The sequence below is a fragment of the Nonomuraea sp. NPDC050783 genome (assembly GCF_040802095.1).
Classification (GTDB): Bacteria; Actinomycetota; Actinomycetes; order Streptosporangiales; family Streptosporangiaceae; genus Nonomuraea.
Genome location: NZ_JBFAHK010000021.1, coordinates 45,663 through 70,494 on the forward strand (window position 1 = coordinate 45,663; position 24,832 = coordinate 70,494).

Sequence of the window (24,832 nt, forward strand, 5' to 3'; positions counted from 1 at the left end):
TCCCTTCTCAGGAGGCGGGGATCGCCTTCCTGCGGCGCAGCAGCCAGCCGGCCAGCACGCCGGCGACGAGCCCGCACAGGTGCCCCTGCCACGAGATGCCCGGCTGGTTGGGCAGCAGGCCGGCCAGGATCCCCCAGTAGGCGATGCCCACGCCGACGGCGATGGCGAGGTCGAGCAGGCGGCGGTCGAAGACGCCCCTGGCCAGGATGTAGCCGAAGTAGCCGAAGATCAGCCCGCTCGCGCCGACCGTGATGACCATGGGGCTGAGCAGCCAGGTGCCGAGGCCGCCGACCACGATGATGATCAGGGTGGCCCAGAGGAACTTGCGCACGTCGCGCAGCCCGGCCAGGAAGCCCAGCACGAGCAGCGGCAGCGAGTTGGCCATGAGGTGGCCGAAGCCGCCGTGCAGGAACGGCGCGAAGAGGATGCCCACCAGCCCCTCGGGCTCCCAGCCGACGATCCCGAACTCGCGGTCGAGCGTGCCGTTGAGGAAGAAGTCCACGCCCTCGACGACCCACATGATCGCGAGCATGGCGGCCACGATGATGAACGCGCTGAGCGCTCCTGAGAGCAGGGCTCCGGCGCCACGCCTGGCGGAGTCGAATCTGGAACCCGAATAGTCGCCCATGCGCTCTCCCAGTGGCTCGGCTGCTCTCTTTTTACCGTATGCAGGAAGAGCCATGCATGGGCTGAAAGTCCCCTCCCGTCCCGGTCGGGCGCGGGAGGGGACGGTGACGGGGCGGCGTTACTCGCCCTTCCACTGGGGCGCGCGCTTCTCCGCGAACGCGGCGGCGCCCTCCATGGCGTCCTTGGAGCCGAACACCGGGTTGATGATCGCTCCTTGCTTCTTGAACATCTCCTCCAGCGGCCAGTCCTGCGACTCGATGATCACCTTCTTGGTCGCGGCGAGGGCGAGCGGCGCGTTGGCGGCGACCTTGCGGGCCAGCTCCAGCGCGCCCTCCAGGGCCTGGCCCGGCTCGGTGATCCGGTTGACCAGGCCCAGCTCGTACAGGCGCGCGGCCGGGTAGTGGTCGCCGGTCAGCGCGATCTCCATGGCCACGTGGTACGGGATCCGCCGCGGCAGCCGCATGATGCCGCCCGCGCCCGCCACGAGCCCGCGCTTGGGCTCCGGCAGCCCGAAGGTGGACTCCGCGGAGGCCACGATGAGGTCGCAGGCCAGGGCCATCTCGAAGCCGCCGGCCAGCGCGTAGCCCTCGACGGCCGCCACCAGCGGCTTCTTCGGCGGGGACTCGGTGAGGCCGCCGAAGCCGCGCCCCTCGACCACCGGGAAGTCGCCGGACAGGAAACCCTTGAGGTCCATGCCGGCGCAGAACGTGCCGCCCGCGCCGGTCAGGACGTAGGCGGAGATCTCGGGGCGGGCGTCCAGGCCGTCCAGCGCCTCCGCGATCCCGCGGGCCACCGCGCCGTTGACGGCGTTGCGGGCTTTGGGGCGGTTGATCGTGATGATCGCGACGTTCCCGGACTCCTCGACGAGCACTTCGTCAGACACGCAGACCCCCGGGTTACTTGGGCTGGAAGCGGATGCCGCCGTCGAAGCGGATGACCTCGGCGTTGATGTAGTCGTTCTCGACGAGCGAGCGCACCAGGTGCGCGAACTCGTCGGGCCGGCCCATGCGCTTGGGGAAGACCACCGGCGCGACGAGCTTGGCCTTGAACTCCTCGGAGTTGGGCGAGAAGCCGTAGATCGGGGTGTCGATGATGCCGGGGCAGATCGTGTTGACCCGCACGCCGATGGCCGACAGGTCGCGGGCCGCCGGCACGGTCATGCCCACGATGCCGCCCTTGGAGGCCGAGTAGGCGAGCTGCCCGGTCTGGCCCTCCAGCGCCGCGACGGACGCGGTGTTGATGACCACGCCGCGCTGCCCGTCGGCGTCGGCCGGCTCGGTCTTGGCGATGGCGGCCGCGGCCAGGCGCATGAGGTTGAACGTGCCGATCAGGTTGACCTCGATGACCTTGCGGTAGGTGGCGGGGCTGTGCGGGTTGCCCTCGCGGTTGACCGTGCGCTCCGCCCAGCCGATGCCGGCGCTGTTGACCACCACGCGCAGCGGCTTGCCGGTGGCCACGGCGGCGTCCACGGCCGCCTGCACCTGCTCCTCGTCCGACACGTCGGTCTTGACGAAGACGCCGCCGATCTCGTCGGCGACGCTCTTGCCGCGCTCTTCGTTGAGGTCGGCCACGACCACGGTGGCGCCGGCGCGGGCCAGCTCGCGGGCGGTCGCCTCGCCGAGGCCGCTGGCGCCGCCGGAGATGATTGCTGAGGATCCGTTCACGTCCATATCCCGGACCCTAACCCGAGAACCGAATGAAGTTCTACTTGGGGGTGGTTAAATTCCCCCTACGGCGCTGTCCACGTCGGAGTACACCTTGATCCGCCGGTCCAGCCCCGTCGTGCGCAGGATACGCGCCACCGGCGCCTGCGGCGCGGCCAGCGACACGCCGCCGCCCTCGCCGGTGGCCAGCCGCCATGCCTCGATCAGCACCGACAGGCCACTGGAGTCCATGAACGAGAGCTGCTGCAGGTCGAGCACGAGCTTCGCGCCGTCCTGCTTGATGGCGTCGCGCACCTCGTCCCGGAGGAACGGCGCGGTGAACAGGTCGAGCTCTCCCTCAACGGCCACCACCACGGCGTCTCCCAGGGCATGTCGCGCAAGCCGCAGCTTCATTTGGCCCCTCCTCGATGAGCCACTGTACTTCGACATGCCCCATTACCGGGCACACACAGATCACGAAAAGTTGGGCATAAGCCAGCAAACCAGGACGGTTCTGGTCACACGGCCGGGATGGCGAACCCGTACGGGAGCTCCAGGCGATGCCTGGCCAGCAGGTCCGCGTCGGCCAGCAGCTCCCGCGTGGGGCCGTCGGCGGCGATCACCCCGCCGGACAGGATGAGCGAGCGCTCGCACAGCTCCAGCGCGTACGGCAGGTCGTGCGTGACCATGAGCACGGTCACGTCGAGCGAGCGCAGGATCTCGGCCAGCTCCCGCCTGGCGGCCGGGTCGAGGTTGGACGAGGGCTCGTCGAGCACCAGGATCTCCGGCCGCATGGCCAGCACGGTCGCCACCGCCACCCGGCGCCGCTGGCCGAAGGACAGGTGGTGCGGCGGCCGGTCGGCGGCCTCCAGCATGCCCACGCGGGCCAGCGCGTCCTCGACCACCCGGTCCAGCTCCGCGCCGCGCAGGCCGGCGTTGGCCGGGCCGAAGGCCACGTCGTCGCGGACGGTGGGCATGAAGAGCTGGTCGTCGGGGTCCTGGAAGACCAGCCCGACGCGCTGCCTGACCTCCTTGAGGGTGTCCTTGCCGACCGGCGTGCCCGCCACGGTGACGGTGCCGTGCCCGGCGGTGAGGATGCCGTTGAGGTGCATGACCAGCGTGGTCTTGCCGGCGCCGTTGGGGCCGAGCAGGGCCACCCGCTCGCCGCGGGCGATCGACAGGTCCACGCCGAACAGCGCCTGCGTGCCGTCGGGGTAGGCGTAGGCGAGCTGCCTGACTTCCAGAGAGTTCACGTGAGTCCCAAAGCCGAGAGGCCCAGCACCGCGAGCGCCGCGGCGGGCAGGGCGAGAGCGGTGCCCCATTGGGCTGCCGATGCCGACATGTCTGCCATTATCGGCATCTGGCCGGTGTAGCCGCGGCTCAGCATCGCCAGGTGCACCCGCTCGCCCCGCTCGTACGAGCGGATGAACAGCGCCCCCGCCGAGCGGGCGATCACCGGGATGTGCCGGGCGTTCCTGGCCTCGAACCCCCGCGACTCCCGCGCCACCCGCATCCGCCGCATCTCGTCGAGGATCACGTCCATGTAGCGCAGCATGAACATGGCGATCTGCACCAGCAGGGACGGCAGCCGCAGCCGCTGCGCCCCGAGCAGGATCACCCGCGGCTCGGTGGTGGCGGCCAGCAGGATCGAGGCGACCACCCCGAGCGTGGCCTTGGCCAGGATGTTCCAGGCCGCCCAGAGCCCTTCCAGGCTCAGCGAGAGCCCGAGCACGCTCACCCGCTCCCCCATCCCGATGACCGGGATGAGCACCGCGAACAGCACGAACGGCACCTCGATCACCATCCGCCGCGCCACATGGGACGCCGGCACCCGCCCGGCCGCCGCGACGGCGCCGAGCAGCACGGCGTAGGCGGCGAACGCCCAGAACCACTCGCGCGGCGTGGCCACCACCACGATCGCGAACGCCAGCACCGCGAGCAGCTTGCACTGCGGCGGCAGCCGGTGCGCGACGGACACGCCCGGCAGGTAGAGCTGGTGATGATGGCCCGCGCCCACGTGTCACACCCTGATCTTGTTCCGTCTCCTGGCGGCATAGGCCACGGCACCGGCGACGAGCAGCACGAGCCCGACGCCGACGACCCCGGCGATGCCGACGGGGATCCCGCCGACCTCACCGTAGTCGGCCAGCGCCCACCTGCCGAACGAGTGGTGGGCCGCCCGGCCGGAGAAGCCGTGGGTCTCGGCCACCGCCTCCAGGCCGTCGGGGTCCGGCGAGGCGACGAACGACACCAGCCCGGCCAGCACCAGCGTCACCCCGAGGCCGCCGAGCAGGAACGGCCGGTACCCGCCCCGGGGCTCGCCCGCCACCGGCTCGGGCGCGCCCACGGCCGTGCTCCCGCCGCCGGCGCCGCGCAGCTCCAGGGGCTTGGCCAGGCCGCGGGCGCCGTAGACCAGGTCGGGCCGCACGGCCAGCACCGCGCCGACGGTGGCCGCCGTGATGGCGCCCTCGCCGATGCCGATGAGCAGGTGCACGCCGCCCATCGCGGCGGCCACCGCCGACACCTCGATCGGCGCGGTCCCGCCGATCCAGAACAGCAGCGTGAACACCAGCGCCGCGGCCGGCACGGAGATCAGCGCGGCCAGGAACGCCGCGAGCGTCACCCCGCCCCTGCCCCGCGCCAGCCCGCTGACCAGCCGGAAGACCGCCCATCCGACGAGGACGGTGACCAGCCCCATGATCGTGATGTTGATGCCCAGCGCGGTCAGCCCGCCGTCGGCGAAGAAAACGCCCTGCACGAGGAGGACCACGGCCATGCACAACACGCCGGTATAGGGGCCGACGAGTATCGCCGCCAGCGCGCCGCCCAGCAGGTGCCCGCTGGTGCCGGCCGCGACCGGGAAGTTGAGCATCTGCACGGCGAAGATGAACGCCGCCACCAGACCCGCCATGGGGGCGGTGCGGTCGTCGAGCTCGCGCCGCGCTCCGCGCAGGCAGACCGCGACCCCGGCCGCCGCCACCACCCCGGCGGAAACGGACGTCACCGCATTGAAGAACCCATCGGGTACGTGCACGACCTTGCCTCCCGGACAGGGGATGACATCCCATAAGAGGACGAACAACGTTCCTACTTTAGGTCATCGTCTTGCACCTGCACATAGATGGCAATTACTTCAAGATCTTTCTTGCCAGGCTGCGGGCGGTCATCCGCTTCACCACCGTGCTCAGCCGGCCCTTGCCCGACGTCGCGTACGGCCGCACGCTGCGCAGCAGGGCCGCCCCCCGCCACCGGCGCGGCGCGGCCACCGCCTCCGCCTCGGCCTCGATCCTGAACCGCGCGGGCGGCCCGCCCAGGTCGAGCTCCAGGTAGGCGTCCCAGGTGCCGGGCGCGAGCCGCCCGACCGCGGGCCGGGCCATGAACGCGCCGCCGGGCAGCGCCGTCACCTGCTCGGCCCGCTCGCGCCCGGTGCGCCGCTCGCGCCAGACGAGCTGCCGGATCGCCCCGGCCGCCGGAACCGCCCCGGCCACGGTCACCTCGCCGTCCACCAGCAGCCGGTGCCCGAGCGACCACCGCGTACGCAGCAGCCGGGCCACGCCGGGCACGTCCACCACGTGCCCGCCGACGTCGATGCTCAGGTTGCCGTTGTCGCGGGTGAAGTACGGCAGCACCACCATCTCGCCGACCAGCCGGGGCACCGGGCGCGTCACGCAGCCCTCGCGCTCGGCGCCGAGCCGGCCGTGCCGCACCACGCCCTCCAGCTCGACCGCGACCCGCAGGTCCCAGATGCCGGAGTCGAGCGCGGACACGTCGATGCGGGCGGCGAACTCGCCGCCCTTGCGCTGGGCGGGCACGACCAGCTCGGCGTACGGGTCGTGGCGGGAGCGCAGGACGAGCGCGACCCCGTCGTCCCTGCTGATGCCGTCCAGGCGGGCGGCGCCGGTCACCACCAGGCGGTCGCCCTCCCAGCGCAGCCCGGTCAGCCGGCGGCGTACGGTGGCGCTCTCGATGCGGGCCAGGCGCACCAGCCGGTCGAGGTCGTCGAGCGCGCCCGCCCGCTGCCGGTCGATGCTGCCCAGCCGCTCGTGCACGCCCGGCGTGTACCACTCCTCGCACAGCGCGGCGACCTCGCGGGCGATGTCCTTGCGCCGGATGTCGTCGCTCTCCAGGAAGACCGAGCCGAGCTGGGCGAAGGCGTCCAGCCTGAAGTGCCGGCGCAGCAGGTGGTCGCGCAGCGGGCCGGGCGCGATGTGCCGGGCCATGAGCCGGATCGGCTCGCGGATCATCGCCAGCCAGGCGATCGGGTCGCGGCTGCCGGGCTGCTGCATGATGCTGGTGCCGTCGGGCCTGGACACCAGGTGGTAGCAGTCGTAGTCGGCGACCACGGAGATCACCTGGGCGTGGCAGTAGGCGTGGACGGTGAAGAGGATGTCCTCGCCGACGAGCATGCCCTCGCCGAAGCGGATGCGGTGGCGCTCCAGCAGGTCCCTGCGGAACAGCTTGAAGCAGCTCAGGCTGTTGTAGACGGTGCTGTCGCCGAGCTCGACGCGATCGGCGTTCTGCTGGAACATCGACGCCGGGGCGCGGCGGCCGTGACCGACGATCTTGCCCAGGACGATGTCGGAGCCGTTGCGGTCGCCCATCGCGACCATGCGCTCCAGCGCCTCGGGGCCGAGGTAGTCGTCGGCGTCGCAGAAGAACACGTAGCGGCCGGTGGCGTGCTCGATGCCGACGTTGCGCGGGCGGCCCGCGCCGCCGCTGCCCTGGATGTGGATGACGCGTACGCAGTCCTTGTGGTAGGTGGCGTACAGGTCGAGCAGGCCGGCGCTGCCGTCCGTGGAGCCGTCGTCGACCACGACGATCTCCTTCTTGACCCGCTGCACGAGCACCGATGTGAGGCATCTGTCCAGGTAGTCGCGGCAGTTGTGTGCGGGGATGACGACACTGACGTCCACCGCGTCGTCGTTCCCAGTCGCCGGCATCGCCCCACCACTTCCGTGCTCACTGTCAGTCGTTTTCCGACCTCAGTATGTGACCAACGCGCGGGCTTCGGGGGGCTGATCGGACCTCTTCCTTCACGGCTTTTGCCGACAACGGATATTCGGCGCATTCTTTCAATAAGCACTGGCAGAGCTGTCAAGTATCACATTCACGCACTACCGAACGGGACTCCGTAAAGAGGTTTTCCCTCCCGGTGGTAGAAACATCTCCGCCGGGTGCACTGGGGTACTCCCATGCTGAAGACGTGATCCCCGCGCGCGGGTCGCGCGTCTACAGTTAGGCAACCTTGAGCGGAAGGTGGCAGGGAAATGGGATCGGATCTCCGCAGGCGGACGACCGGCGGCGCGGCCGTGCACACTGCAGAGTTCATCGTCTCCTCGGCGCGCCTCGCCGAGTTGCAGGAGTGCTCGGCGCTGCTGCGGCGGACGAGGATGCGCGCCGAGGAGATCGTCGGCGAGGCGCGCGCGCTGCTGGCCGAGGCCGAGCCGGCCGGCGACGCCGATCGGGTCCTCTACCTGCGGGAGCAGGTGGAGCAGGCACGGGAGGCGTACGCCAGGGTGCTGAGCGCCTACCTGACGATCTGCCACAGGATCACCGAGGAGCGCCAGGCCATCCTGCAGGCCCAGTTCGAACGGGAGCGGCACGAGGGGTTGTCAGGCGCTGCCTGACGGGCGTACTGTCAGGGCATGCCTGACTGGAAGGACAAACTCCGCTGTTCGTTCTGCCACAAACCAAGTGCGGAAGTGGACAAACTCATCGCGGGTCCCGGCGTTCACATTTGCAACGAATGCGTGCGACTCTGCAACGACATTCTGGAAAGCGAACGCCTGGCCGCCTCCACCGAACCCCGGCTTCCCGCCTGGGAGACCATGTCGGATCAACAAATACTCGAACATCTCCCGAAAATCGCCGCCGTACAGGCCCAGGTCGATGACAATCTGCACGACTGGGTGGCACATTTGCGTCACCGGAACGTCAGCTGGGAACGCATCGGCGCCTCGCTCGGCATGACCCGCCAGTCGGCGTGGGAACGCTTCAGATCCGAGGCGTGAGAGCGGTGAACCAATGGGACGCCAGAGGCGTCACATCATCGGGGGGCAGGCCGGCTCGGCGCGGCAGACGCGCGGCCGGATGAGAACGGGCTCCAGCTCCCCGGCCGCACCGGGGAGCTGGAGCAGGGGGTCAGCCCCGGCCACGGGCGCGGAAGGCGGCCGTCTTGACGCGGTTCTGGCAGGCGGTGGAGCAGAACCGGCGGGTGCCGTTGCGGGAGACGTCCACGTAGACGCGGTCGCAGTGCGGCGCCGTGCACACGCCGAGCCGGTCGGCGAACTCGCTGCCCAGCACGATGGCCAGGCCCGTCGCGCAGCTCGCCGCCCATTCGCCGGCCACCGTGCCGCCCGGGCCGTGGAAGTGCAGGTGCCAGGGCTCGCCGTCGTGGCGTTCGAGCATGGGCCGGGCGTGGAACTCGGCGAGCAGCGCGTTGACCGTGGTGGCCGCGGTGTCGAGGTCATCGGCGGCGACGGCGGCGAAGACCTCCCGGAGGCGGGCGGCGACCGCGGCCAGCTCGGCGCCGTCGGCCGCGGTGACCTCGCGGTACGACCCGTAGACGGACCGCAGGGCTTCGGTGGCCGCCGCGCCGGCGTCGGCGGGGCCGGGTTCGGGACGGCCGCGCCGCTCGCCGGGGGTCAGGGCGTTCACCAACGCCACCGTCACCCGGACCACCCCATCAGTGTGACTGTTGAAGTCCAATTGACCGGTTACACCTTCGTGTTCTAAGTTGTGACTGCCAAAATCTTAAACGACGGTCACAAGGAGACGTTCGTGCTCACTCACGATGCCGCACTGCAGTGGATCGCGCGCTGGGACCGCCAGCAGGAGGGTTACATGCCCGACCGAGAGGAGCGTTTCACCGCCCTGATCGACGCCGTCGAGGCCCTGGGCCGGCCCGATCCGCTGGTCATCGACCTGGGGTGCGGGCCGGGCTCGTTGTCGGCGCGGCTGCTGGAGCGGCTGCCGCGGGCCCGGGTCGTGTCGGTGGACGCCGATCCGCTGCTGCTGGGGCTCGGGCGGGCGGCGTACCCGGGGCTCAGGTTCGTCCCCGCCGACCTGCGTACGCCCGGCTGGACCGGCCTGCTCGGCCTCGACGGGCCCGCCGACGCCGCGGTCAGCACGACGGCCCTGCACTGGATCTCCGCCACCGACCTGCACCGCGTCTACGGCGAGCTGGCCGGCGTGCTGCGTCCCGGCGGGCTGCTGCTCAACGGCGACCACCTGGACAGCGAGGACGTCACCCCGACGCTGTCGCGGCTGGAGCGCGCCCTGCGCGGGCGCGAGACCGAGCGGGTCTTCGGCGCGGACCGCCCCGAGGACTGGAGCGCCTGGTGGGCTGCCGTCAGCGCGGACCCGGCCCTCGCCGCCCTCGACAGCGAGCGCACCACGGCCGGGGCCGGCCACCACGGCTCGGAGTCCCACCTGCTGTCGCAGCACGTCGAGGCGTTGCGGGCGGCCGGGTTCAGCGAGATCGGCACGCTGTGGCAGCGGGGCGACAACCGGCTGCTGTGCGCCGTCCGCGAGGGGGGTGCCAGGCCGCTGGGCGCGGTCCACGCCTGAGCCCCGCGCGTGCGGGCGGGGCTCGCGGAACGAAGCGGCGCGGAGGGCGGAAGGTACTTAGGTATGACCTGTTTTTCCTCCTTCAGGCGGATGGTTCTGTCAGGCGAGCCGGTCGATGATCGGGGCCCCGACGATGGGAATCGCGATGCGAAGACCAGTCCTGATCCTCGCCTTCTCACTGGCCCTGGCGGTCCCGCCGGCGCTCACCGCCCCCGCCGCGGCGGCCCCGGCGGCTCCGGCCATCACATGGACGCCTTGCGCGGAGGACACGGCGGTCGAGTGCGGGACGCTGACCGTACCGATCGACTGGAACAACCCGGGCGGCGGCACGTTCGAGCTGGCCCTGGCCCGGCGCAAGGCGAGCGACCCGGCCGCCCGCACCGGCTCGCTGGTGATCAACCCGGGCGGCCCCGGCGGCTCCGGCGTGGACGCCGTGCTGAACGACTGGCTCGGCTTCACCCCCGAGATCACCAGCCGCTTCGACGTGGTGGGCTTCGACCCGCGCGGCGTGGGCCGCAGCCACCCCATCACCTGCTCGCTGGAGCTGGCCGTGCAGGCGCCCGACCCGCTGTCGCTGAAGACCCGGGCCGACTGGGACGCCATGCTCGCCCACAACCAGCGCTACCGCGAGGACTGCCGGCGGCGCACCGGCCCGCTGTTCGACCACGTCCACACCGGCAACGTGATCCGCGACCTCGACGCGCTGCGCGCCGCCCTCGGCGAGGAGAAGCTGACGTACTACGGCATCTCCTACGGCACGCTGATCGGCCAGCTCTACGCCGAGCGCTACCCGGGCCGCGTCCGCGCCCTCGCCCTGGACAGCAACATGGACCACAGCCTCGGCACCCAGGCGTTCCTGGACACCGAGGCGTGGACCGCCCAGGACTCCTTCAACGAGTTCGTCGCCTGGTGCGAGCGGACCGAGGCGTGCGCGCTGCACGGCAGGGACGTGCGCGCCGTGTGGCACGAGCTGCTGGCCCGCGCCGAGCGCGGCGAGCTGACCTTCCCCGGCCAGCCGGACGTCAAGCTGAACAAGCTCGACCTCGTCGGGGTGGCGTTCGGCGCGTTCTACGGCCCGGCCTACCTGGAGCTGGCCGAGCTGCTGGTGGCGATGGAGAACGGCACCCCCGTCACGAGCCCCCTGTTCGCCCCGCCGGCGCGGACGGCCGAGCAGACCATCAACGACGCGAGCTTCGTCTTCTGCCAGGACTACGCGCTGCCCGTCCGCGACCACCGGGACTGGGCCCGCCTGCTGCGCAGGTCGGCGGCCATCGCGCCGGACATGCTGGTGAGCTCCGCCGCCCATCCGCTCACGCTGATCTGCCAGGGCTCGGCCACCCCGAACCCGCAGCACCGCCTCAAGGTGGACGGCTCGCCCACGCTGCTGCTCGGCAACGCCCTGCACGACCCCGCCACCCCCTACCCGTGGGCGGTGAGCACGGCCCTGCAGATCGGCAGGGAGGCCCGGCTGGTGACGTACGAAGGGTGGGGGCACGGCATCTACGGCCGTGGCGACTGCCCGACGGCCGCCATCGACCGGTACCTCGTCTCCCGCGCCCTGCCCGCCAAGGGCCTGCGCTGCCCGGCGGTGCCACCGGCAGAGGCCGCGACCGCCGCCAAGCGCGCCCCGCGCCCGTACCCCGGCCCGCTTCCCGGACTGCCGGGCTGGACGGCGGCGACCGCGAGCCGGTGACGCCCTGACCGTCACCCGTGGCCGCCCGCCGGCACCCGGTCGGCGCGGCGGTCGCGGAGGGCGTCCAGGCGGTTCATGACCGGGGTGGCGGTGACGCCGTGCAGGACCACCGAGACCACCACGGTGAAGGCGGTCACCGCCCACAGCTCCTCCGGCGGCACGCCGAAGTCGGCGTGGCCCAGCGCGTACGCCAGGTAGAACAGCGACCCGATCCCCCGGATCCCGAAGAAGGAGACGACCCACCGCTCGCGCGGCCCGGCCAGGCCGCCGAGTTGGGAGAGCCAGCCCGCCAGCGGGCGGACGACCAGGAGCAGCAGCAGCCCGACGGCCGCGCCGCGCCAGGTGAGCGCGGCCAGGCCGCCGGCCGCGACGAAGCCGCCGAGCAGGAGCAGCAGCCAGGCGGTGAAGAGCCGTTCGAGCTGCTCGACGAAGCCGTGCAGGATGTTGTTGTAGCCGTGGCCGTACTCGGCCCGGCGGATGGCGCAGGCGGTGACGAACACGGCGATGAAGCCGTAGCCGCTGACCAGCTCGGTCACCCCGTACGCGAGCAGGGTCGCGGCCAGCGCCACGAAGCCGTCGCGGCGCTCGGCGAGGCGCAGCTCCTCGGCCCGGGAGTGGAAGAACAGCCGGCCGAGCAGGCGGCCGATCAGCAGCCCGCAGATCACCCCGGCGGCGACCCGGTAGAGCACGTCCGTCAGCGCCCACTCGCCGAGCCATCCCGCTCCCCCGGCGGTGGCCAGGGCGATGGCGGCGTACACGATGGGGAAGGCGGCGCCGTCGTTGAGCCCGGCCTCGGAGGTGAGCGCGAAGCGGACCTCGTCGTCGGCGTTCTCGGCGTCGGCGGGCTCGCCGACGTTGACGTCGGAGGCGAGCACCGGGTCGGTGGGCGCGAGCACCGCGCCGAGCAGCAGCGCGGCCGCGAGGGGCCAGCCCAGCAGGCCCGTCGCCGCGGCCGCGATCCCGGCGACGGTCAGCGGCATCGCCAGGCCGAGCAGCCGCCAGGTCGTGGACCAGCTCCGCAGCCCGACCCGCCGGTTGAGCGCCAGGCCCGCTCCCATGAGCGAGACCAGCACACAGATCTCGGTGACGTGCTCCACCGCGGCCCGGTGCGCGATGGGATCGGGCTCGGGCAGCCCGATCGGCAGCAGGAACAGGACCACGCCGCCGAGCAGGTAGACCAGGGGCAGGGACACCGCCCGGCGGGCGAGCAGGCCGGGCAGGACGGCGGCGAGCAGCGCGGCGCCGCCGCCGAGGGCGAGGACGAGGTCGGGGGTGGACATCCCCCGCCCACTGCCCTGCTCATCCCAGGACAATCCCCCACATATCTCCATCTGTAGGCAATTTTCCCGTAGAACGCGCTGACCTTTTGTCCAACCTTTGTCGCCGTATCTCCCGGTGAAAGTGCTGGTTGTGATGTCCTGACCAGCGGGGGACACGGGTGAAGAGACGTTGGGGGCAGTCGCTGCGCACGCGGCTGGCACTGTACGCGGCCGTCATCATGCTGCTGCTGAACATCGTGGTCAGCGGGTTCGTGCTGTGGGGCGTGCGGAGCCAGGTCGCCACGATCCACGGGCACGAGATGTCCAGCCAGGTGCTGCGCGTGCTCTTCATGATCCAGCGCGACCGGCTGCCCCGGGCCCTGCCGTCCTACGGCCTCGACGGCATCCAGGTGATCGGCCCGGCCGGCAGCCCCGTCGCCTGGACCCCGAACCTGGCCGGGCTGCCCCGGCAGACCGGCACCATCCTGCAGCGCAACCAGGCCAGCGACATGGTCCCCGAGGTCTGCGACCTGCCCGCGTTCCCGGACGGCTGCAAGACCGTGGTCGCGCTGACCGCCTTCCAGCCGGACGGCGAGTACCGCATCCTCGCCTACGACCCGGCCGTCCCCTGGTACGTCAGCCCGCAACTGCTGCTGTTCCAGACCTGCATCACGACGCTGCTGGTGGCGCTGACCTGGCTGGGGGTCTCGCGCATCGTCGCCAGGACGCTCGCCCCGGTCAGCAGCATCACCGGCAGGCTGGCCGACATCACGACGAGCTGCGGCGACGGGATGCGCCTGCCGGTGCCGGAGCACGACGACGAGATCAGGGCCCTCGCCGAGACCGGCAACCGCACGCTGGAGCGGCTGGAGAACGCCAGGCGGCAGCAGGAGGTCGCGATGGAGCGGCAGCGCAGGTTCGCCACCGACGCCTCGCACGACCTGCGCAGCCCCATCACCGCCATGCGCACCCAGGTCGAGGACGCCCTGCTCCACCCCCAGGACGCCGACTGGCCGGAGGCGGGCCGGCAGGTGCTCGCCAGCCTGGACCGGCTCCAGGCCATCGTCGCCGACCTGCTCACCCTCACCAAGCTGGACGCCGGCGCCCCGGCCGAGCGCGCGCCCGTGGACCTCGGCGAGCTGGTCGCCACCGAGACCGCCCGCAACCGCACCAAGCGCGTCGTCACCAGCGTGCAGCCGGGCGTCGTCATCGAGGGCGACCAGCTCCAGCTCGTCCGCCTGCTCACCAACCTGCTCGACAACGCCGAGCGGCACGCCGAGACGCAGATCCTGGTGACCGTCCGCCAGCAGGACGGCGAGGCGATCGTGGAGGTCCTGGACGACGGCGCGGGCATCGCGCCCGAGCAGCGTGAGGTGGTCTTCCAGCGCTTCACCCGCCTGGACGCCTCCCGCAACCGGGACGCGGGCGGCACCGGGCTCGGCCTGCCCATCGCCCGGGAGATCGCCACGGCGCACGGCGGCTCGCTGGCGATCGAGAACTCCGACGTCGGCGCCCGCTTCGTCCTGCGGCTGCCGGCACTCAAAGAGCGATGACCACCTTCCCGAACGGCCGCTCGTCCGCGTAGTGGCGGAAGGCCGCGACGGCCTCCTCGAACGGGAACACCCGCTCCACCACCGGCCGCATCCCGCCGGCCTCGATCGCCCGGTTCATCGCCGCGAACTGGGCCCTGCTCCCGACGGCGACGGGCCGCACCCGCGCCCCGGAGCCGAACAGCCTCCTCGGGTCCAGCGCGGGCGGCTCCTTGTCCAGGAACCCGACCAGCGCCACCTCGCCCGACATCGCCACGGCCCGCAGCGAGCGCGGCAGGTCGCCCACCACGTCCACCACCCGGTCCACGCCCCGGCCGCCGGCGGTCAGCGCCCGCACCCGCTCCGGCCAGTCGCCCGGCCCGCCGTGCTGCCCACCGTGCTGCCCGTCGTGCTGCCCGTCGTGCTGCCCGTCGCCCGGTGTGCTCTCCCGGAGCACCACCTCGTCCACGCCGAGCGCGCGCAGCCGCGCGGCCTTGCCCGCGTCGCCGGTGGTGGCGATGACGCGGGCGCCGAGCAGCTTGGCGAGCTGCGCCGCGAACAGCGACACGCCTCCGGTGCCCAACGTCAGCACGGTGTCGCCGGCACGTACGCCCTCCAGCGCGTTCCAGGCGGTCACCGCCGCGCACGGCAGCGTCGCCGCCTCGGCGTAGGACAGGTGCGCCGGCACCGGCACCAGGGCGCTCTCCGGCAGGACCACCTTCCTGGCGAGCATGCCGTCCAGGGACCCGCCGAGCTGCGGCAGCTCCTCCGGCCGCCCGAACGGCCCGTCCAGCCAGTACGGGAACAACCCGGCGGTGACCCGGTCGCCGACGCGCGCCCGCGACGTCCCCGGGCCCAGCTCCACCACCTCGCCGGCGCCGTCCGACACCGGCACCAGGTCGTCCTTGACCGGCAGGACGTACTCGCCGCGCAGCACCAGCAGCTCCCGGTAGCTGAGCGAGACCGCCCGCACTGCCACCAGCACCTCGCCGGGGCCGGGGGCCGGCTCGGGCACCTCCCGCAGCTCCAGCCCGTCGATCCCGGCCCCCTTGCGCGCCCGCCAGGCGAGCATCCGCCGCTTTGTCGCCGTGTCACTCATGCGGCCGATCCTGCGGGACCGCCCGCGCGGCCGGCAATTCCCGGCGGGGAATGACGGCCGCGCGGAAACGGTGTCGAGAACGCGCTCTCTCAGTTACGCGTCCATTTCTGGTTGGCGCCGCCCGTGCAGTCCCAGATCTGCAGCCGGGTGCCGTTGGCCGAACTGACCCCGGTCGCGTCGAGGCACCTTCCTGACGGCGGGTTGACGATCTGGCCGGTGCCGGAGTTGTAGGTCCACTTCTGCGCGCCGGTGCCGTTGCAGTCGTAGAGCTGCACCTGGGCGCCGTTGGCGGTGGAGCCGGAGGTGACGTCCATGCACTTGCCGAGCGCGCGCACCGAGCCGTCGCTGTTCCAGGACCAGCTCTGGGCGGCGGTGCCGTTGCAGTCGTAGAGCTGCACGGCGGCGCCGTTGGCGGTGCTCGCCCCGGCCACGTCGACGCACTTGCCGCCGTAGCCGGTGATCCGGCCGCTGGTGCCGCCGTCGGTGGGCGGGGCGTAGACGCGGACGTAGTCGACCGTCATGGTCTGCGGGAACGTGGTGGAGGCGTCGGGGTAGCCGGGCCAGTTGCCGCCGACCGCGACGTTCATGATCATGAAGAACGGGTGGTCGAAGACCCACCGGTTGCCGCCGAGGTCGGCCGGGGTGCGCCGCTGGTACTCGACGCCGTCCACGTACCAGACGATGAGGTTGGGCGACCAGTCGACGGCGAAGGTGTGGAAGGCGTCGGCGAAGGGGGCGCCGATCGAGTACGGCGCGCCGATGCCGCCGCCCCCGGAGTAGCCGGGGCCGTGGATGGTGCCGTGGACGGTGTTGGGCTCGCGCCCGATGTTCTCCATGATGTCGATCTCGCCGCTGTTGGGCCAGCCGGCCGAGCCGATGTCGTTGCCCAGCATCCAGAACGCCGGCCAGATGCCCTGGCCCCTGGGCAGCTTCATGCGGGCCTCGAAGCGCCCGTAGGCGCGGGTGAAGGTGGCGGAGGTGAGCAGCCTCGCCGAGGTGTACTGGCAGGTGCCGTAGTGGCACTGGTAGTTGGCCGGGTTCTCGCGGCGGGCGGTGATCACCAGGTTCCCCGCGCCGTCCAGGGCGGCGTTGCGGGTGCTGTTGGTGTAGTACTGCTGCTCGTTGTTGCCCCAGCCGCTGCCGCCGATGTCGAAGCGCCACTTCGCGGCGTCGACGGCGCTGCCGGCGGCTCCGTCGAACTCGTCGGACCAGACCAGCGGGCCAGGGGCGGGAGCGGCGCTCGCGGTGCCGGTCAGCGGCACCAGCAGCAGCGCGAGCACCGAGACGAGCGCGGTGCCGAGGGCGAGCATCGTTCTGGATCGGGTTCTGGATCGGGGGGTGCGGACCATTCGGGTCACCTCATCGGTTCCACCGGTGTGCATTTACGGAAACCTTCCGGCAACCTCACCTTCCCTGTCAAGAGAGCGCTCTCTCACGCGTTGCCCGTGCCGCTCGGGACGGAACCGGCAACCGGGCGGTCATTCCGCCGTAACAGGGGAGCCGCAGACTGGGCGGCTGTGGAGATCGATCATTCGAGCACGGAGGGCGGCGGCAGGGCGATCCACGCCGAGGGCGGCGAGCTCGCCCGCGACGTCGCCCGGCTGCGCGCCCGGCTGAGCCACCTCATCCCCTCCTTCGGCGACCCGGCGAGCGACGAGGCGGCCCGCGTCTTCCGCCGGGGCGAGGACGGCCATCCCGGCTTCGACGGCGCCTACGAGGGCCTGGGCAAGGCCCTGGACGACCTCGCCGGGGCGTACGAGGGCATCGGCGCGGCCGTCGTGGCCATGAGCAGGAACGTGAAGGCGGCCGACTGGGCGAGCACGGTGGACGAGAACGCCTTCGTGCGCGACCTGATCGCGTTCGCCCGGCGCCAGGACGACCGGATCGGCGTGCCCGTCACGCCGGTCGAGCTGGACTGAGGAGGAGATCGTGCCCGTCGGGCTCGGAGGCAAGGTGGCGCTGGGCGGCATGGCCGGCGTCGGCGCGGCGGGAGTGCTGGCGCCCGAGTTCCTGTTCGGCGTCTCTTACCTGGAGGGCGATCCGGAGCGGATCCGCGAGGCGGCCGACGTCCTGGACGAGCTGGCCGACGCGATCGACGCCCGCTTCCGGGAGGCGAACGCGGCCGCCGCGAACGTCTGGCAGAAGAGCCCGGACCCGGCCACCGAGGCGTTCAGGAAGTTCTGGAGCGAGCAGTACGGCCCGGCCGTCCTCGCGGTCTCGCTCAAGCACCGCAGGGCGGCCGACGCCTGCCGCGCCTACGCCGACGTCATCGAGAAGGTCAACCACGCGCTGCGCGTGCTGTGCTGGATCATGACGGTGGACATGATGTTCACCGTCGGCTACCAGGTGCTGACCTGGAAGCTGCTCCAGCAGATCATGAAACGCCAGGCGCTGCTGGTCAGAGCCACCGCGCACCGCCTTGTCAGGCTGCTCCTGCCGCTGTTCGCCTACTACGTCGCCGACAGCGCGGCGTACGCGGCGGGCGAGGTCGCGCTGCCCCTGGCGATCAACCACCTGGGCGGCATCAGGACCGACGCCTCGGGCAACGACGTGCGTTCGGCCGGCTACAACCTCACCGCGTTCCGCGAGCACTTCGTGGCCAACATGGCCTTCGACGCGGTGGCCGACGGCGGCGCGGCCCTGATGGTCAAGGTGCCCGGGCTGCGGGCCGTGGCCACCCACGTCCCCCTGCCGAACGGGATGGCGCTCAACACCGGCGGGTTCGTGCCCCGGCTGACCGCCTCGACGACGTACTCGATGGTCCTGGACGCGCAGCACGGGGACAACCCTCTGCCCGGCGCGGAGCACGGCCTGACCGAGGAGGAGATGTACCAGAAGTTCCTGATCCACGGCACGCGCAGCCTCATCCCGCGCACGAGGTGACCGGCATGGCCACGGCCCGGCCGGGCCGGCTAGCCGGGCCGGCGCTCCTCCTCCAGGTAGGGCCGCGTCACGTCCACGAGCCGGCGCGTGGCGTCCTCGGCCGCGCGCCGCGACAGCTCCATGATCGCGTCGGCCAGCTCCTGGGACCCCAGCCGCATCGCCCTCGGGTCGAGGTGCAGCCCGGCGAGCTGCCCCGTGGACGACACCCGCACCCTGATCCTGCCGTCCGGGCTCTCCGCCTGCCCGGTCACGTCGCCGACCAGGCCGAGGACGCCGGACAGCTCCCTGGAGTTCGCCTGGAACTCCGCCATGAGGCGGTCGAGCTCCGGGTCGCCACTACGAAGATCACGTCTCACCATGCGCCATTATGGCCCCAAAGGGAACATAAGGCGCAAGAGGTGACAAAAACCTTATTTCTCCTCAGGTGACGTTGAGCACGATCTTGCCGCGGGTACGCCCCTGCTCGCCCCGCCGATGCGCCTCGGCGGCCTGCGCGAGCGGGTAGACCTCCTCGACCTCGGCGCTCAGCTCGCCCTTGTCGATGAGCTCGGCGATCCTGGCCAGCGCCGCGCCGTCGGGCTCGACCAGGATGCCGGTGGCCCGCAAGCCACGCTCGCGGGCCCGGTCGATCAGCTCGGGCGCCGCGCTGGACGACACCATCACCAGCAGCCCGCCGGGGCGCAGCACTTCCAGCGAGCGGGTGCTCGTCCGGTCGTGCGCTTCGCCGGCCATGTCGAGCACCACGTCCACGTCCCGGACCGCTTCCTCGAAGCGGGTCGTGGTGTAGTCGATCACCTCGTCGGCGCCGAGCGAGCGCAGCCAGTCGTGCTTGGCCGCGCTCGCGGTGCCGATCACGTACGCGCCCAGGTGCCGGGCGATCTGCACCGCCAGGTGGCCGACGCCGCCCGCCGCCGCGTGGACCAGCACCCGCTGCCCGCGCGCGAGGGCGGCGGTGTCGACCAGGGACTGCCAGGCGGTGAGCGCGGCCAGCGGCGTCCCGGCCGCGGCCTCGTGCCCGACGGTGGCCGGCTTGCGGGCGAACTGGCGGGCGGGCGCGGTGACGTACTCGGCGTACGCGCCCGCCTGGCGCGGGAACCACGGCATGCCGTACACCTCGTCGCCCGGCGCGAAGACCGTCACGCCGAAGCCGACCTCCTCGACCACGCCGGAGACGTCCCAGCCCAGGATGAACGGCGGCTCGCCGAGCACCCCGGCCATGCCGGAGCCCTGGCGGGTCTTCCAGTCCACCGGGTTCACGCCGGCGGCGTGCACCCGGACCAGGATCTCGGTGGGCTGCGGGGCCGGCCGCGGCACCTCGGCGAGGCGCAGCACGTCCGGGCCGCCGAAGGAGTCCTGGGTGATCGCGCGCATGGTGGACGACATGGGTCTGCTTCTCCTCGATCGGCTCGTCCGCCGGAACGCCTTCCGTTCCGGCCGCAGCCGAAGCTACCCAAAGGGTGGTAGTAACTTGCAAGGGCCACTACTATCTTTTGGGAAGTTATACCCCTCCGAGGAAAGGGCCAGGCCATGACGACGACCTGCGGATCCGGCCTGCACGACCGGCACGACGTCTACGCCGCGCAGTGCCCGTGCCGGGACGTCCTGGACATGCTGGCCAACAAGTGGTCGGCCCTGGCCGTGGGCGCCCTCGAAGAGGGGCCGCAACGCTTCGGCGCGTTGCAGCGGCGGCTGGAGGGCGTGAGCCCCAAGGTGCTCACCCAGACGCTGCGCCGCCTGGAGGAGAACGGCTTCGTCGATCGCACGATCTACCCGGCGGTCCCGCTGCACGTCGAGTACGCGCTCACCGAGCTGGGGCGCGGCGTGGCCGGGCCGCTCGGCCTGCTGCGCGCCTGGGTGGAGAGCCACCTCGACCAGATCCACGCCGCCCGCCCCGGCACGAACTGACCGTCCTTTCCTGCCGCCTTCTCCTGCCGCCTTCTCCTGCCGCCTTTCCTGCCGCCTTTCCTGCCGCCTTTGTCACCACCGCTGTCACCTGCCGCCTTTGTCGCCACCGCCGTCACCGGCCTGGGTGCCCGGCCGCCAGGCCCTCGATCCGCGGCCCGACATCGGGGAACGAGCCGTCCCCGAACAGCACCCGCCCCGCCACCGCCCGCCCGCCACCGCTCCGCAGCACGGCCACCGCCGCCTCCATCACGGCCGGCGACCGGACACCCGCGAACACCCGCCGCATCGCCAGCCGCCCCCGGAACCGGCGCCGCAGCGCGCCCCCGTCGTACTGCCGCAACACCCCCTGATCCCCGGTACGCAGGTACCCGGCCACCACCGCCGCCGCCAGCTCGGACATGCGCAGGCAGGGATCCAGCCCGCCAGCCGTCAACGGCGACACCGCGCCCGCCGCGTCCCCGACGAGCAGCCCGGCGGGGCACGCCAGCCGCCGCAGCACCCCGCCGACCGGGATCGGACCGCCCCGCCGCTCCACCGGCCCGGCCGCCGCCACGCGGCCCGGCGCGTCCGCGGCGAACGTGTCCAGCAGGTGGCGGACGCCGCGGCGCATCGCGTCCGGATGCCCCGCGACGCCGACGTGCGCCTGGCGCCCGTCGTCCACGACCCACCCCAGGTACCCCGGAGCGATCCGGGGATCCAGCACGCAGTGGAACGCCGGCGCGCCCGTGCCCGGCGCGATCGGGTGGACGAGCTCGGCCCCCACGAGGAAGCGCCGGTTGACGTCGAGGCCCAGGTCGCGTGCCACCCGGGAGCGGGCCCCGTCCGCGCCGACGACGAACCGGGCCACCACCGGCTCCGTCCCCTCCAGATGCACCGGGCCGCCCGCCGGCGACGCGCGGACGTACCGGACGCCCAGCAGCACCCGGGCCCCGGCCGCCTCCGCCGCTGCGCGCGCGTACGCGTACACGCCCGGCATGTCGGCCACGCGGTACTCGTCCCGATCGCTGGAGAGCCGGACCGGCGCCCGGCGCGACGGCGGATACAGCAGCACGTCGCGGATCCCGGGCCCGAGCAGGTGCTCCGGCAGGTCGAAGTCGTCGAGGGTACGCCGGACGAAGATCCCCGTCGTCCGGACGCCCGCCGACAACGACCTGCGCCGCTCCACCACCAGCGCCTCCAGGCCACTGCCCGCGAGCAGGCGGGCCGTGTGCAGCCCCGCCAGCCCCGCCCCCACGACCAGTACGTCCACTCTTCGCATACCTGGCGACGCTAGGCGGAACACGGAGCCGGTACGGCGATCTGCACGGTATCCGCCCAGTACTTCCACACCACCGCCACACGGCCGCGCCCCCGCCCCCGCCAGCGCACGGCCGTACCCCGCGCCCGCCAGCGCACGGCCGTACCCCGCGCCCGCCACCGCACGACGGCGCCCGCGGAACCGCCCACCCCCGCGCAACTGACCGCCGCGCGGACCCACCTGCTATAATGATCATGTATCCCGGACGGCCCCGTCCGGGATTCTGCGTTTCATGCCCCCTCCCGCTCCTCCTCTCGCCCCCGCCCCCGCTCCCGCCCGGGTGATCCTGCGATCGGCGACCCCTCTCTTCCTGTCGATGAGCGCCGGAACCGCGACCCAGCTCCTCGGCACCTCCCTCCTCGGCCAGCGGGCGACGACCGAGCTGGCCGCCTTCGCCCTCGTCGCCGCCGTCCTGAACCCGGTCACCGCGGCGGTCTCCGGCGGCCTGCGCGGCATGGCCCCGTTCGTCGCCGCCTGCCGCGAATCCCCCGCCGACGCGCTGCCCATCCTGAGGGACGCCCGCTGGCTGTCCCTGGGGCTCGGCACGGCCGGTGCGCTCGTCCTGCTCGGCGTCCCCCTGATCGCCCGGCTCGGTGGAGCGCCCGCGGAGGTGACGGCCGAGTTCGGCGCGCTGCCCGCGCTCCTGGCCCTCCAGGTCCTGCTCGCCGCGGCGGGCGGCGGCGCGAACGGCGTGCTGATCGCGCTGGGCCGCGGCCGCCTCGTGCTCTGGTCGAGCCTGTGCAGGACCGTCGTGGAGGTGACGTCGCTCCTCGTCCTCGTCCCCAGGCTGGGCGCCCAGGGCACCGGCGTCGCGCTCGTGGCCGCCACCGCCACCGCGCTCGCCGCCTCCAACCTCCTCCTGCGCCGGGTGCCGGAGCTGGCCGGGCGACCGGGGTGGCGGCCCGGACGCCCGCGACCGCGCGAGATCCTGCGGATGGCGAAGGTGGGCATCCCGATGTCCGCCACGCTGGTGGTCAAGTTCGCGGTCATGGGCGGGGTGACCTACGCCGCCGCCCGTACCGGAGCCCAGGGCGCCGCCGCCCACGCCGTCCTCGTCTCGCTGGACGGGCTCCTGGGGCTGGCCGCCTTCGCCGTCGCGCAGGCCGCCGTCCCCGAGATCGCCAGGGCGACCTCCCCCGCCGACGCCCGCCGCCACAACCGCGCGGCCCTGGCGGTCGCGGTCGCCGGCCTGTCCGCGGGGGCGCTCACGCTGTCGGTCCTCGCCGAGGCGGTGCTACGCCTGTTCACCACCGACGCGAGGGTGCTCGCCCTGACGCTCGCCCTGCTGCCGTTGCTGCTGGCCCACTCCATCGCCGGCAACTGCGCGATCGTGATGTCCACCGGCCTGACGGCACTCAAACGCTCGACCTGGAGCCTGGGCTCGGCCGCGACGAGCTACGGCCTCCTCGCCCTGGCGACACCCGCCGTGACGGCGGCCTGGGGCCTCCCCGGCCTGTGGAGCGCCCTCCCCCTCACCAGCACCCTCCTCCTCGCCCTGCAGACCCTCGGCTTCCTCCACCACAGCGCCCGAGTCCCCACCCTCGCGTCAGACCCTGGACTCACAGAACCAACGCCCCGCCGAAGGCAACAGAAGCAGGACGACGACAACCCCTGTGAGCACGTGGCCACCGAGCACCGCATGCCACGTCACGGTCGAGAAGAACGCCAGGTCGAGAACGGTGGCACCGACATCCAGCAGGTGCACAACGACGATCGCCCATCGTAAGTACCTCCGACGACTCGACCATCGGCTCAGCAACCACCCGAGAAGGGCGACTCTCCCCGCGAAGTAGACCAGCCCCGGCAGGACACCCCGATCGAAAGCGGAGAAGAAGGACACCAGCGCGAGCCCCAAGCCCACCAGCCCGAAAGCCGCTTCCAGCGTGACGATGAACCGAGCCACTCTGAGCGGCCCCGGCATTCGACGAGCTTCGGCGATGGTCGTCACCACCCCATCCTGCCACCGCTGCGACCGGCCCCACTGACCGGCGATGAAGCCCGGCAGCTTCATGACGACGGCCGGGGCCGGCTCGTCAGTCCGTCGAGGTCAGGCCCTCGGCGATCTCGCGCAGCTCGCGGTCGACGGCTTCGGAGGTGCGCAGGTCCTTGACGTAGGCCGGGCTGAACGAGATCTCGGCCCGCCGCCGCTCGCCCATGTCGAGGAACAGCGTGGGGGTGCCGTTCCCGCCGTCCTCGCCGACGTTCTGCACGACCATGTATCCGGTGCGGTCACCGATGCGCACCTCCTGCCCCTCTCCCTCCTGCCGATGAACGCTGATGCGGTCGTCGACCTCCAGCACGGCCTCGTCCTCGAACACGTAGATCTGGACGCAGTAGAAGCCGTGCTTGTCGCCCTTGTAGTCGTAGGAGGTCGAATAGCGGTCGCCGAAGTCCAGCGACCACTTCTGCCACCGCAGCCCCTCGGGCAGATAACCCACCTTGACGTGCCCGAACGCCTTCCCGTCGCCCAGGTCCCCGAGGTCCTTCTGCGTCGGCCTGCCCGTGGGCGGCAGGTCGTCGATGGCGGGAGGGGAGGGTGTCTCGATGACGATCGGTGTCGGCTCGGAGCCCGTGGCCGTCGCCAGGTAGAGGGGGGCGGCGCCGGCGACGGCCACGGTGGCGGCCAGCGCGGCCAGCACGCTGCGCCGCCTCCTCTTCCGCTTGGCGGATCGCATGACCCGCAGCCCGAGGTCGGGCGGGGCGTACAGGCCCGCGGTCTCCTCCGCCATGAGGTGGCGGATGCGTTCCTCAAGCGCGGCCATGACCGATCACTCCTTCCACGGACTCCTCGCCGAGCGCCGTACGCAGCTTGGCCAGCGCCTTCGAGCACTGGCTCTTGACCGTCCCGACCGCGCAGCCGAGCACCTGCGCCGTCTGGTGCTCGCTGAGGTCCTCCCAGTACCGCAGGACGACCACCGCGCGCTGCCGGGGCGGCAGGGCCCGCAGCGCGTCCATGAGCACCTCGCGCAGGTCCACGTCGTCCGAGCGCGCGGGGGTGTCAGGCAGCGCGCGCATCGGGATCATCCGCAGGATCGCCCGGCGGCGGGCCCGGCTGATGGCGGTGTTCACGATCACGCGGCGCACGTAGGGCTCGGGGCTGTCGTGCCGCACCTTGTGCCAGTTCCTGTAGGTACGCTCCAGCGCCGTCTGCAACAGGTCCTCCGCCTCCGCCCGGTCCCCGCAGGCGAGGTGGGCGACCCGCAGCAGGGTCGTGGCTCTGGCCGCCACGAACGCGCCGAAGTCATCTTCCGCGCCGCCGCTCACGGCGCTGTGTCCCGTTTCACGCCCCCTTATACGCCTCGGCCGTCCGCAAGGTTGCTCGCGTGTC

General features: G+C 72.3%; 25 protein-coding genes and 1 pseudogene. 9 read left to right on the top strand and 17 right to left on the bottom strand.

Annotated features, from left to right (window positions below; genetic code table 11):
* Positions 1-7: 7 nt before the first annotated feature.
* From AB0H75_RS39085 to AB0H75_RS39120, 8 genes are all read right to left on the bottom strand, one after another.
* Positions 8-628, bottom strand: a complete 621-nt coding sequence (locus AB0H75_RS39085) for a rhomboid family intramembrane serine protease (protein ID WP_367804897.1) — start codon at positions 626-628, stop codon at positions 8-10.
* Between the two features lie 117 nt (positions 629-745).
* The gene (locus AB0H75_RS39090; RefSeq protein WP_367804899.1) at positions 746-1,510 is read right to left on the bottom strand and encodes a crotonase/enoyl-CoA hydratase family protein; all 765 of its coding nucleotides are present in this window, start codon (positions 1,508-1,510) and stop codon (positions 746-748) included.
* Between the two features lie 13 nt (positions 1,511-1,523).
* Positions 1,524-2,297: an SDR family NAD(P)-dependent oxidoreductase gene (locus AB0H75_RS39095; RefSeq protein WP_367804901.1), complete on the bottom strand. Its 774-nt coding sequence runs from the start codon at positions 2,295-2,297 to the stop codon at positions 1,524-1,526.
* 48 nt (positions 2,298-2,345) lie between these two features.
* Positions 2,346-2,684, bottom strand: coding sequence for an anti-sigma factor antagonist (locus AB0H75_RS39100; RefSeq protein ID WP_367804903.1), 339 nt, complete (start codon positions 2,682-2,684; stop codon positions 2,346-2,348).
* A gap of 104 nt (positions 2,685-2,788) precedes the next feature.
* Positions 2,789-3,523 (bottom strand): energy-coupling factor ABC transporter ATP-binding protein, encoded by a 735-nt coding sequence (locus AB0H75_RS39105; protein WP_367804906.1) that lies wholly within the window; start codon positions 3,521-3,523, stop codon positions 2,789-2,791.
* On the bottom strand, positions 3,520-4,287 hold the full coding sequence (gene cbiQ / locus AB0H75_RS39110; protein ID WP_367804908.1) for a cobalt ECF transporter T component CbiQ: 768 nt from the start codon (positions 4,285-4,287) through the stop codon (positions 3,520-3,522). The genes AB0H75_RS39105 and cbiQ overlap by 4 nt, the downstream gene beginning before the upstream one ends.
* A gap of 3 nt (positions 4,288-4,290) precedes the next feature.
* Positions 4,291-5,304, bottom strand: coding sequence for an energy-coupling factor ABC transporter permease (locus AB0H75_RS39115; protein WP_367804911.1), 1,014 nt, complete (start codon positions 5,302-5,304; stop codon positions 4,291-4,293).
* Between the two features lie 94 nt (positions 5,305-5,398).
* Entirely contained in the window at positions 5,399-7,210 is a 1,812-nt protein-coding gene (locus AB0H75_RS39120) for a glycosyltransferase family 2 protein (protein ID WP_367804913.1), read from the bottom strand.
* A 327-nt stretch (positions 7,211-7,537) separates the two neighbouring features.
* On the opposite strand from AB0H75_RS39120, the gene AB0H75_RS39125 reads away from it, so the two are divergent.
* Both AB0H75_RS39125 and AB0H75_RS39130 read left to right on the top strand, forming a co-directional pair.
* Positions 7,538-7,897, top strand: coding sequence for a hypothetical protein (locus AB0H75_RS39125; protein ID WP_367804915.1), 360 nt, complete (start codon positions 7,538-7,540; stop codon positions 7,895-7,897).
* Positions 7,898-7,915: 18 nt separating this feature from the next.
* Positions 7,916-8,080: pseudogene (locus tag AB0H75_RS39130) on the top strand (ClpX C4-type zinc finger protein); the annotation flags it as partial.
* A 331-nt stretch (positions 8,081-8,411) separates the two neighbouring features.
* Here AB0H75_RS39130 and AB0H75_RS39135 read toward each other — a convergent pair.
* Complete coding sequence (locus AB0H75_RS39135; RefSeq protein ID WP_367804917.1) at positions 8,412-8,942, bottom strand: CGNR zinc finger domain-containing protein; 531 nt, start codon at positions 8,940-8,942, stop codon at positions 8,412-8,414.
* A 108-nt stretch (positions 8,943-9,050) separates the two neighbouring features.
* Here AB0H75_RS39135 and AB0H75_RS39140 point away from each other — a divergent pair, with 108 nt between their 5' ends.
* Complete coding sequence (locus AB0H75_RS39140; protein WP_367804919.1) at positions 9,051-9,839, top strand: trans-aconitate 2-methyltransferase; 789 nt, start codon at positions 9,051-9,053, stop codon at positions 9,837-9,839.
* A gap of 145 nt (positions 9,840-9,984) precedes the next feature.
* Entirely contained in the window at positions 9,985-11,532 is a 1,548-nt protein-coding gene (locus tag AB0H75_RS39145; RefSeq protein WP_367804921.1) for an alpha/beta fold hydrolase, read from the top strand.
* Between the two features lie 11 nt (positions 11,533-11,543).
* On the opposite strand, the gene AB0H75_RS39150 is transcribed toward AB0H75_RS39145, so the two are convergent.
* On the bottom strand, positions 11,544-12,812 hold the full coding sequence (locus AB0H75_RS39150; RefSeq protein ID WP_367804923.1) for a cation:proton antiporter: 1,269 nt from the start codon (positions 12,810-12,812) through the stop codon (positions 11,544-11,546).
* A gap of 158 nt (positions 12,813-12,970) precedes the next feature.
* On the opposite strand from AB0H75_RS39150, the gene AB0H75_RS39155 reads away from it, so the two are divergent.
* Positions 12,971-14,344, top strand: coding sequence for a sensor histidine kinase (locus AB0H75_RS39155; protein ID WP_367804925.1), 1,374 nt, complete (start codon positions 12,971-12,973; stop codon positions 14,342-14,344).
* On the opposite strand, the gene AB0H75_RS39160 is transcribed toward AB0H75_RS39155, so the two are convergent.
* A complete protein-coding gene (locus AB0H75_RS39160) occupies positions 14,331-15,419 on the bottom strand; it encodes an NAD(P)-dependent alcohol dehydrogenase (RefSeq protein WP_367804927.1) in 1,089 nt (362 codons plus the stop codon). The genes AB0H75_RS39155 and AB0H75_RS39160 overlap by 14 nt on opposite strands.
* An 89-nt stretch (positions 15,420-15,508) precedes the next feature.
* A complete protein-coding gene (locus AB0H75_RS39165) occupies positions 15,509-16,729 on the bottom strand; it encodes a family 16 glycosylhydrolase (protein ID WP_367804929.1) in 1,221 nt (406 codons plus the stop codon).
* A 207-nt stretch (positions 16,730-16,936) separates the two neighbouring features.
* Between AB0H75_RS39165 and AB0H75_RS39170 the strand changes: the two genes are divergently transcribed.
* Both AB0H75_RS39170 and AB0H75_RS39175 read left to right on the top strand, forming a co-directional pair.
* Positions 16,937-17,338, top strand: coding sequence for a hypothetical protein (locus tag AB0H75_RS39170; protein ID WP_367804931.1), 402 nt, complete (start codon positions 16,937-16,939; stop codon positions 17,336-17,338).
* A gap of 10 nt (positions 17,339-17,348) precedes the next feature.
* On the top strand, positions 17,349-18,302 hold the full coding sequence (locus AB0H75_RS39175) for a hypothetical protein (protein WP_367804933.1): 954 nt from the start codon (positions 17,349-17,351) through the stop codon (positions 18,300-18,302).
* 29 nt (positions 18,303-18,331) lie between these two features.
* Here AB0H75_RS39175 and AB0H75_RS39180 read toward each other — a convergent pair whose 3' ends face one another.
* Both AB0H75_RS39180 and AB0H75_RS39185 read right to left on the bottom strand, forming a co-directional pair.
* Complete coding sequence (locus tag AB0H75_RS39180; protein WP_367804935.1) at positions 18,332-18,661, bottom strand: YbaB/EbfC family nucleoid-associated protein; 330 nt, start codon at positions 18,659-18,661, stop codon at positions 18,332-18,334.
* A 61-nt stretch (positions 18,662-18,722) separates the two neighbouring features.
* Positions 18,723-19,685 (bottom strand): NADP-dependent oxidoreductase, encoded by a 963-nt coding sequence (locus tag AB0H75_RS39185; protein ID WP_367804937.1) that lies wholly within the window; start codon positions 19,683-19,685, stop codon positions 18,723-18,725.
* Positions 19,686-19,829: 144 nt separating this feature from the next.
* Here AB0H75_RS39185 and AB0H75_RS39190 point away from each other — a divergent pair, with 144 nt between their 5' ends.
* Positions 19,830-20,207: a winged helix-turn-helix transcriptional regulator gene (locus tag AB0H75_RS39190; RefSeq protein ID WP_367804939.1), complete on the top strand. Its 378-nt coding sequence runs from the start codon at positions 19,830-19,832 to the stop codon at positions 20,205-20,207.
* 112 nt (positions 20,208-20,319) lie between these two features.
* Here the strand turns inward: AB0H75_RS39190 and AB0H75_RS39195 are convergent, their stop codons facing one another.
* A complete protein-coding gene (locus AB0H75_RS39195; RefSeq protein WP_367804941.1) occupies positions 20,320-21,465 on the bottom strand; it encodes an FAD-dependent monooxygenase in 1,146 nt (381 codons plus the stop codon).
* A gap of 355 nt (positions 21,466-21,820) precedes the next feature.
* On the opposite strand from AB0H75_RS39195, the gene AB0H75_RS39200 reads away from it, so the two are divergent.
* Positions 21,821-23,230, top strand: a complete 1,410-nt coding sequence (locus AB0H75_RS39200; RefSeq protein ID WP_367804943.1) for a hypothetical protein — start codon at positions 21,821-21,823, stop codon at positions 23,228-23,230.
* 307 nt (positions 23,231-23,537) lie between these two features.
* On the opposite strand, the gene AB0H75_RS39205 is transcribed toward AB0H75_RS39200, so the two are convergent.
* Both AB0H75_RS39205 and AB0H75_RS39210 read right to left on the bottom strand, forming a co-directional pair.
* Positions 23,538-24,266, bottom strand: coding sequence for a hypothetical protein (locus tag AB0H75_RS39205; RefSeq protein ID WP_367804945.1), 729 nt, complete (start codon positions 24,264-24,266; stop codon positions 23,538-23,540).
* Positions 24,253-24,768, bottom strand: coding sequence for a SigE family RNA polymerase sigma factor (locus AB0H75_RS39210; protein WP_367804947.1), 516 nt, complete (start codon positions 24,766-24,768; stop codon positions 24,253-24,255). The genes AB0H75_RS39205 and AB0H75_RS39210 overlap by 14 nt, the downstream gene beginning before the upstream one ends.
* Positions 24,769-24,832: the final 64 nt, after the last annotated feature.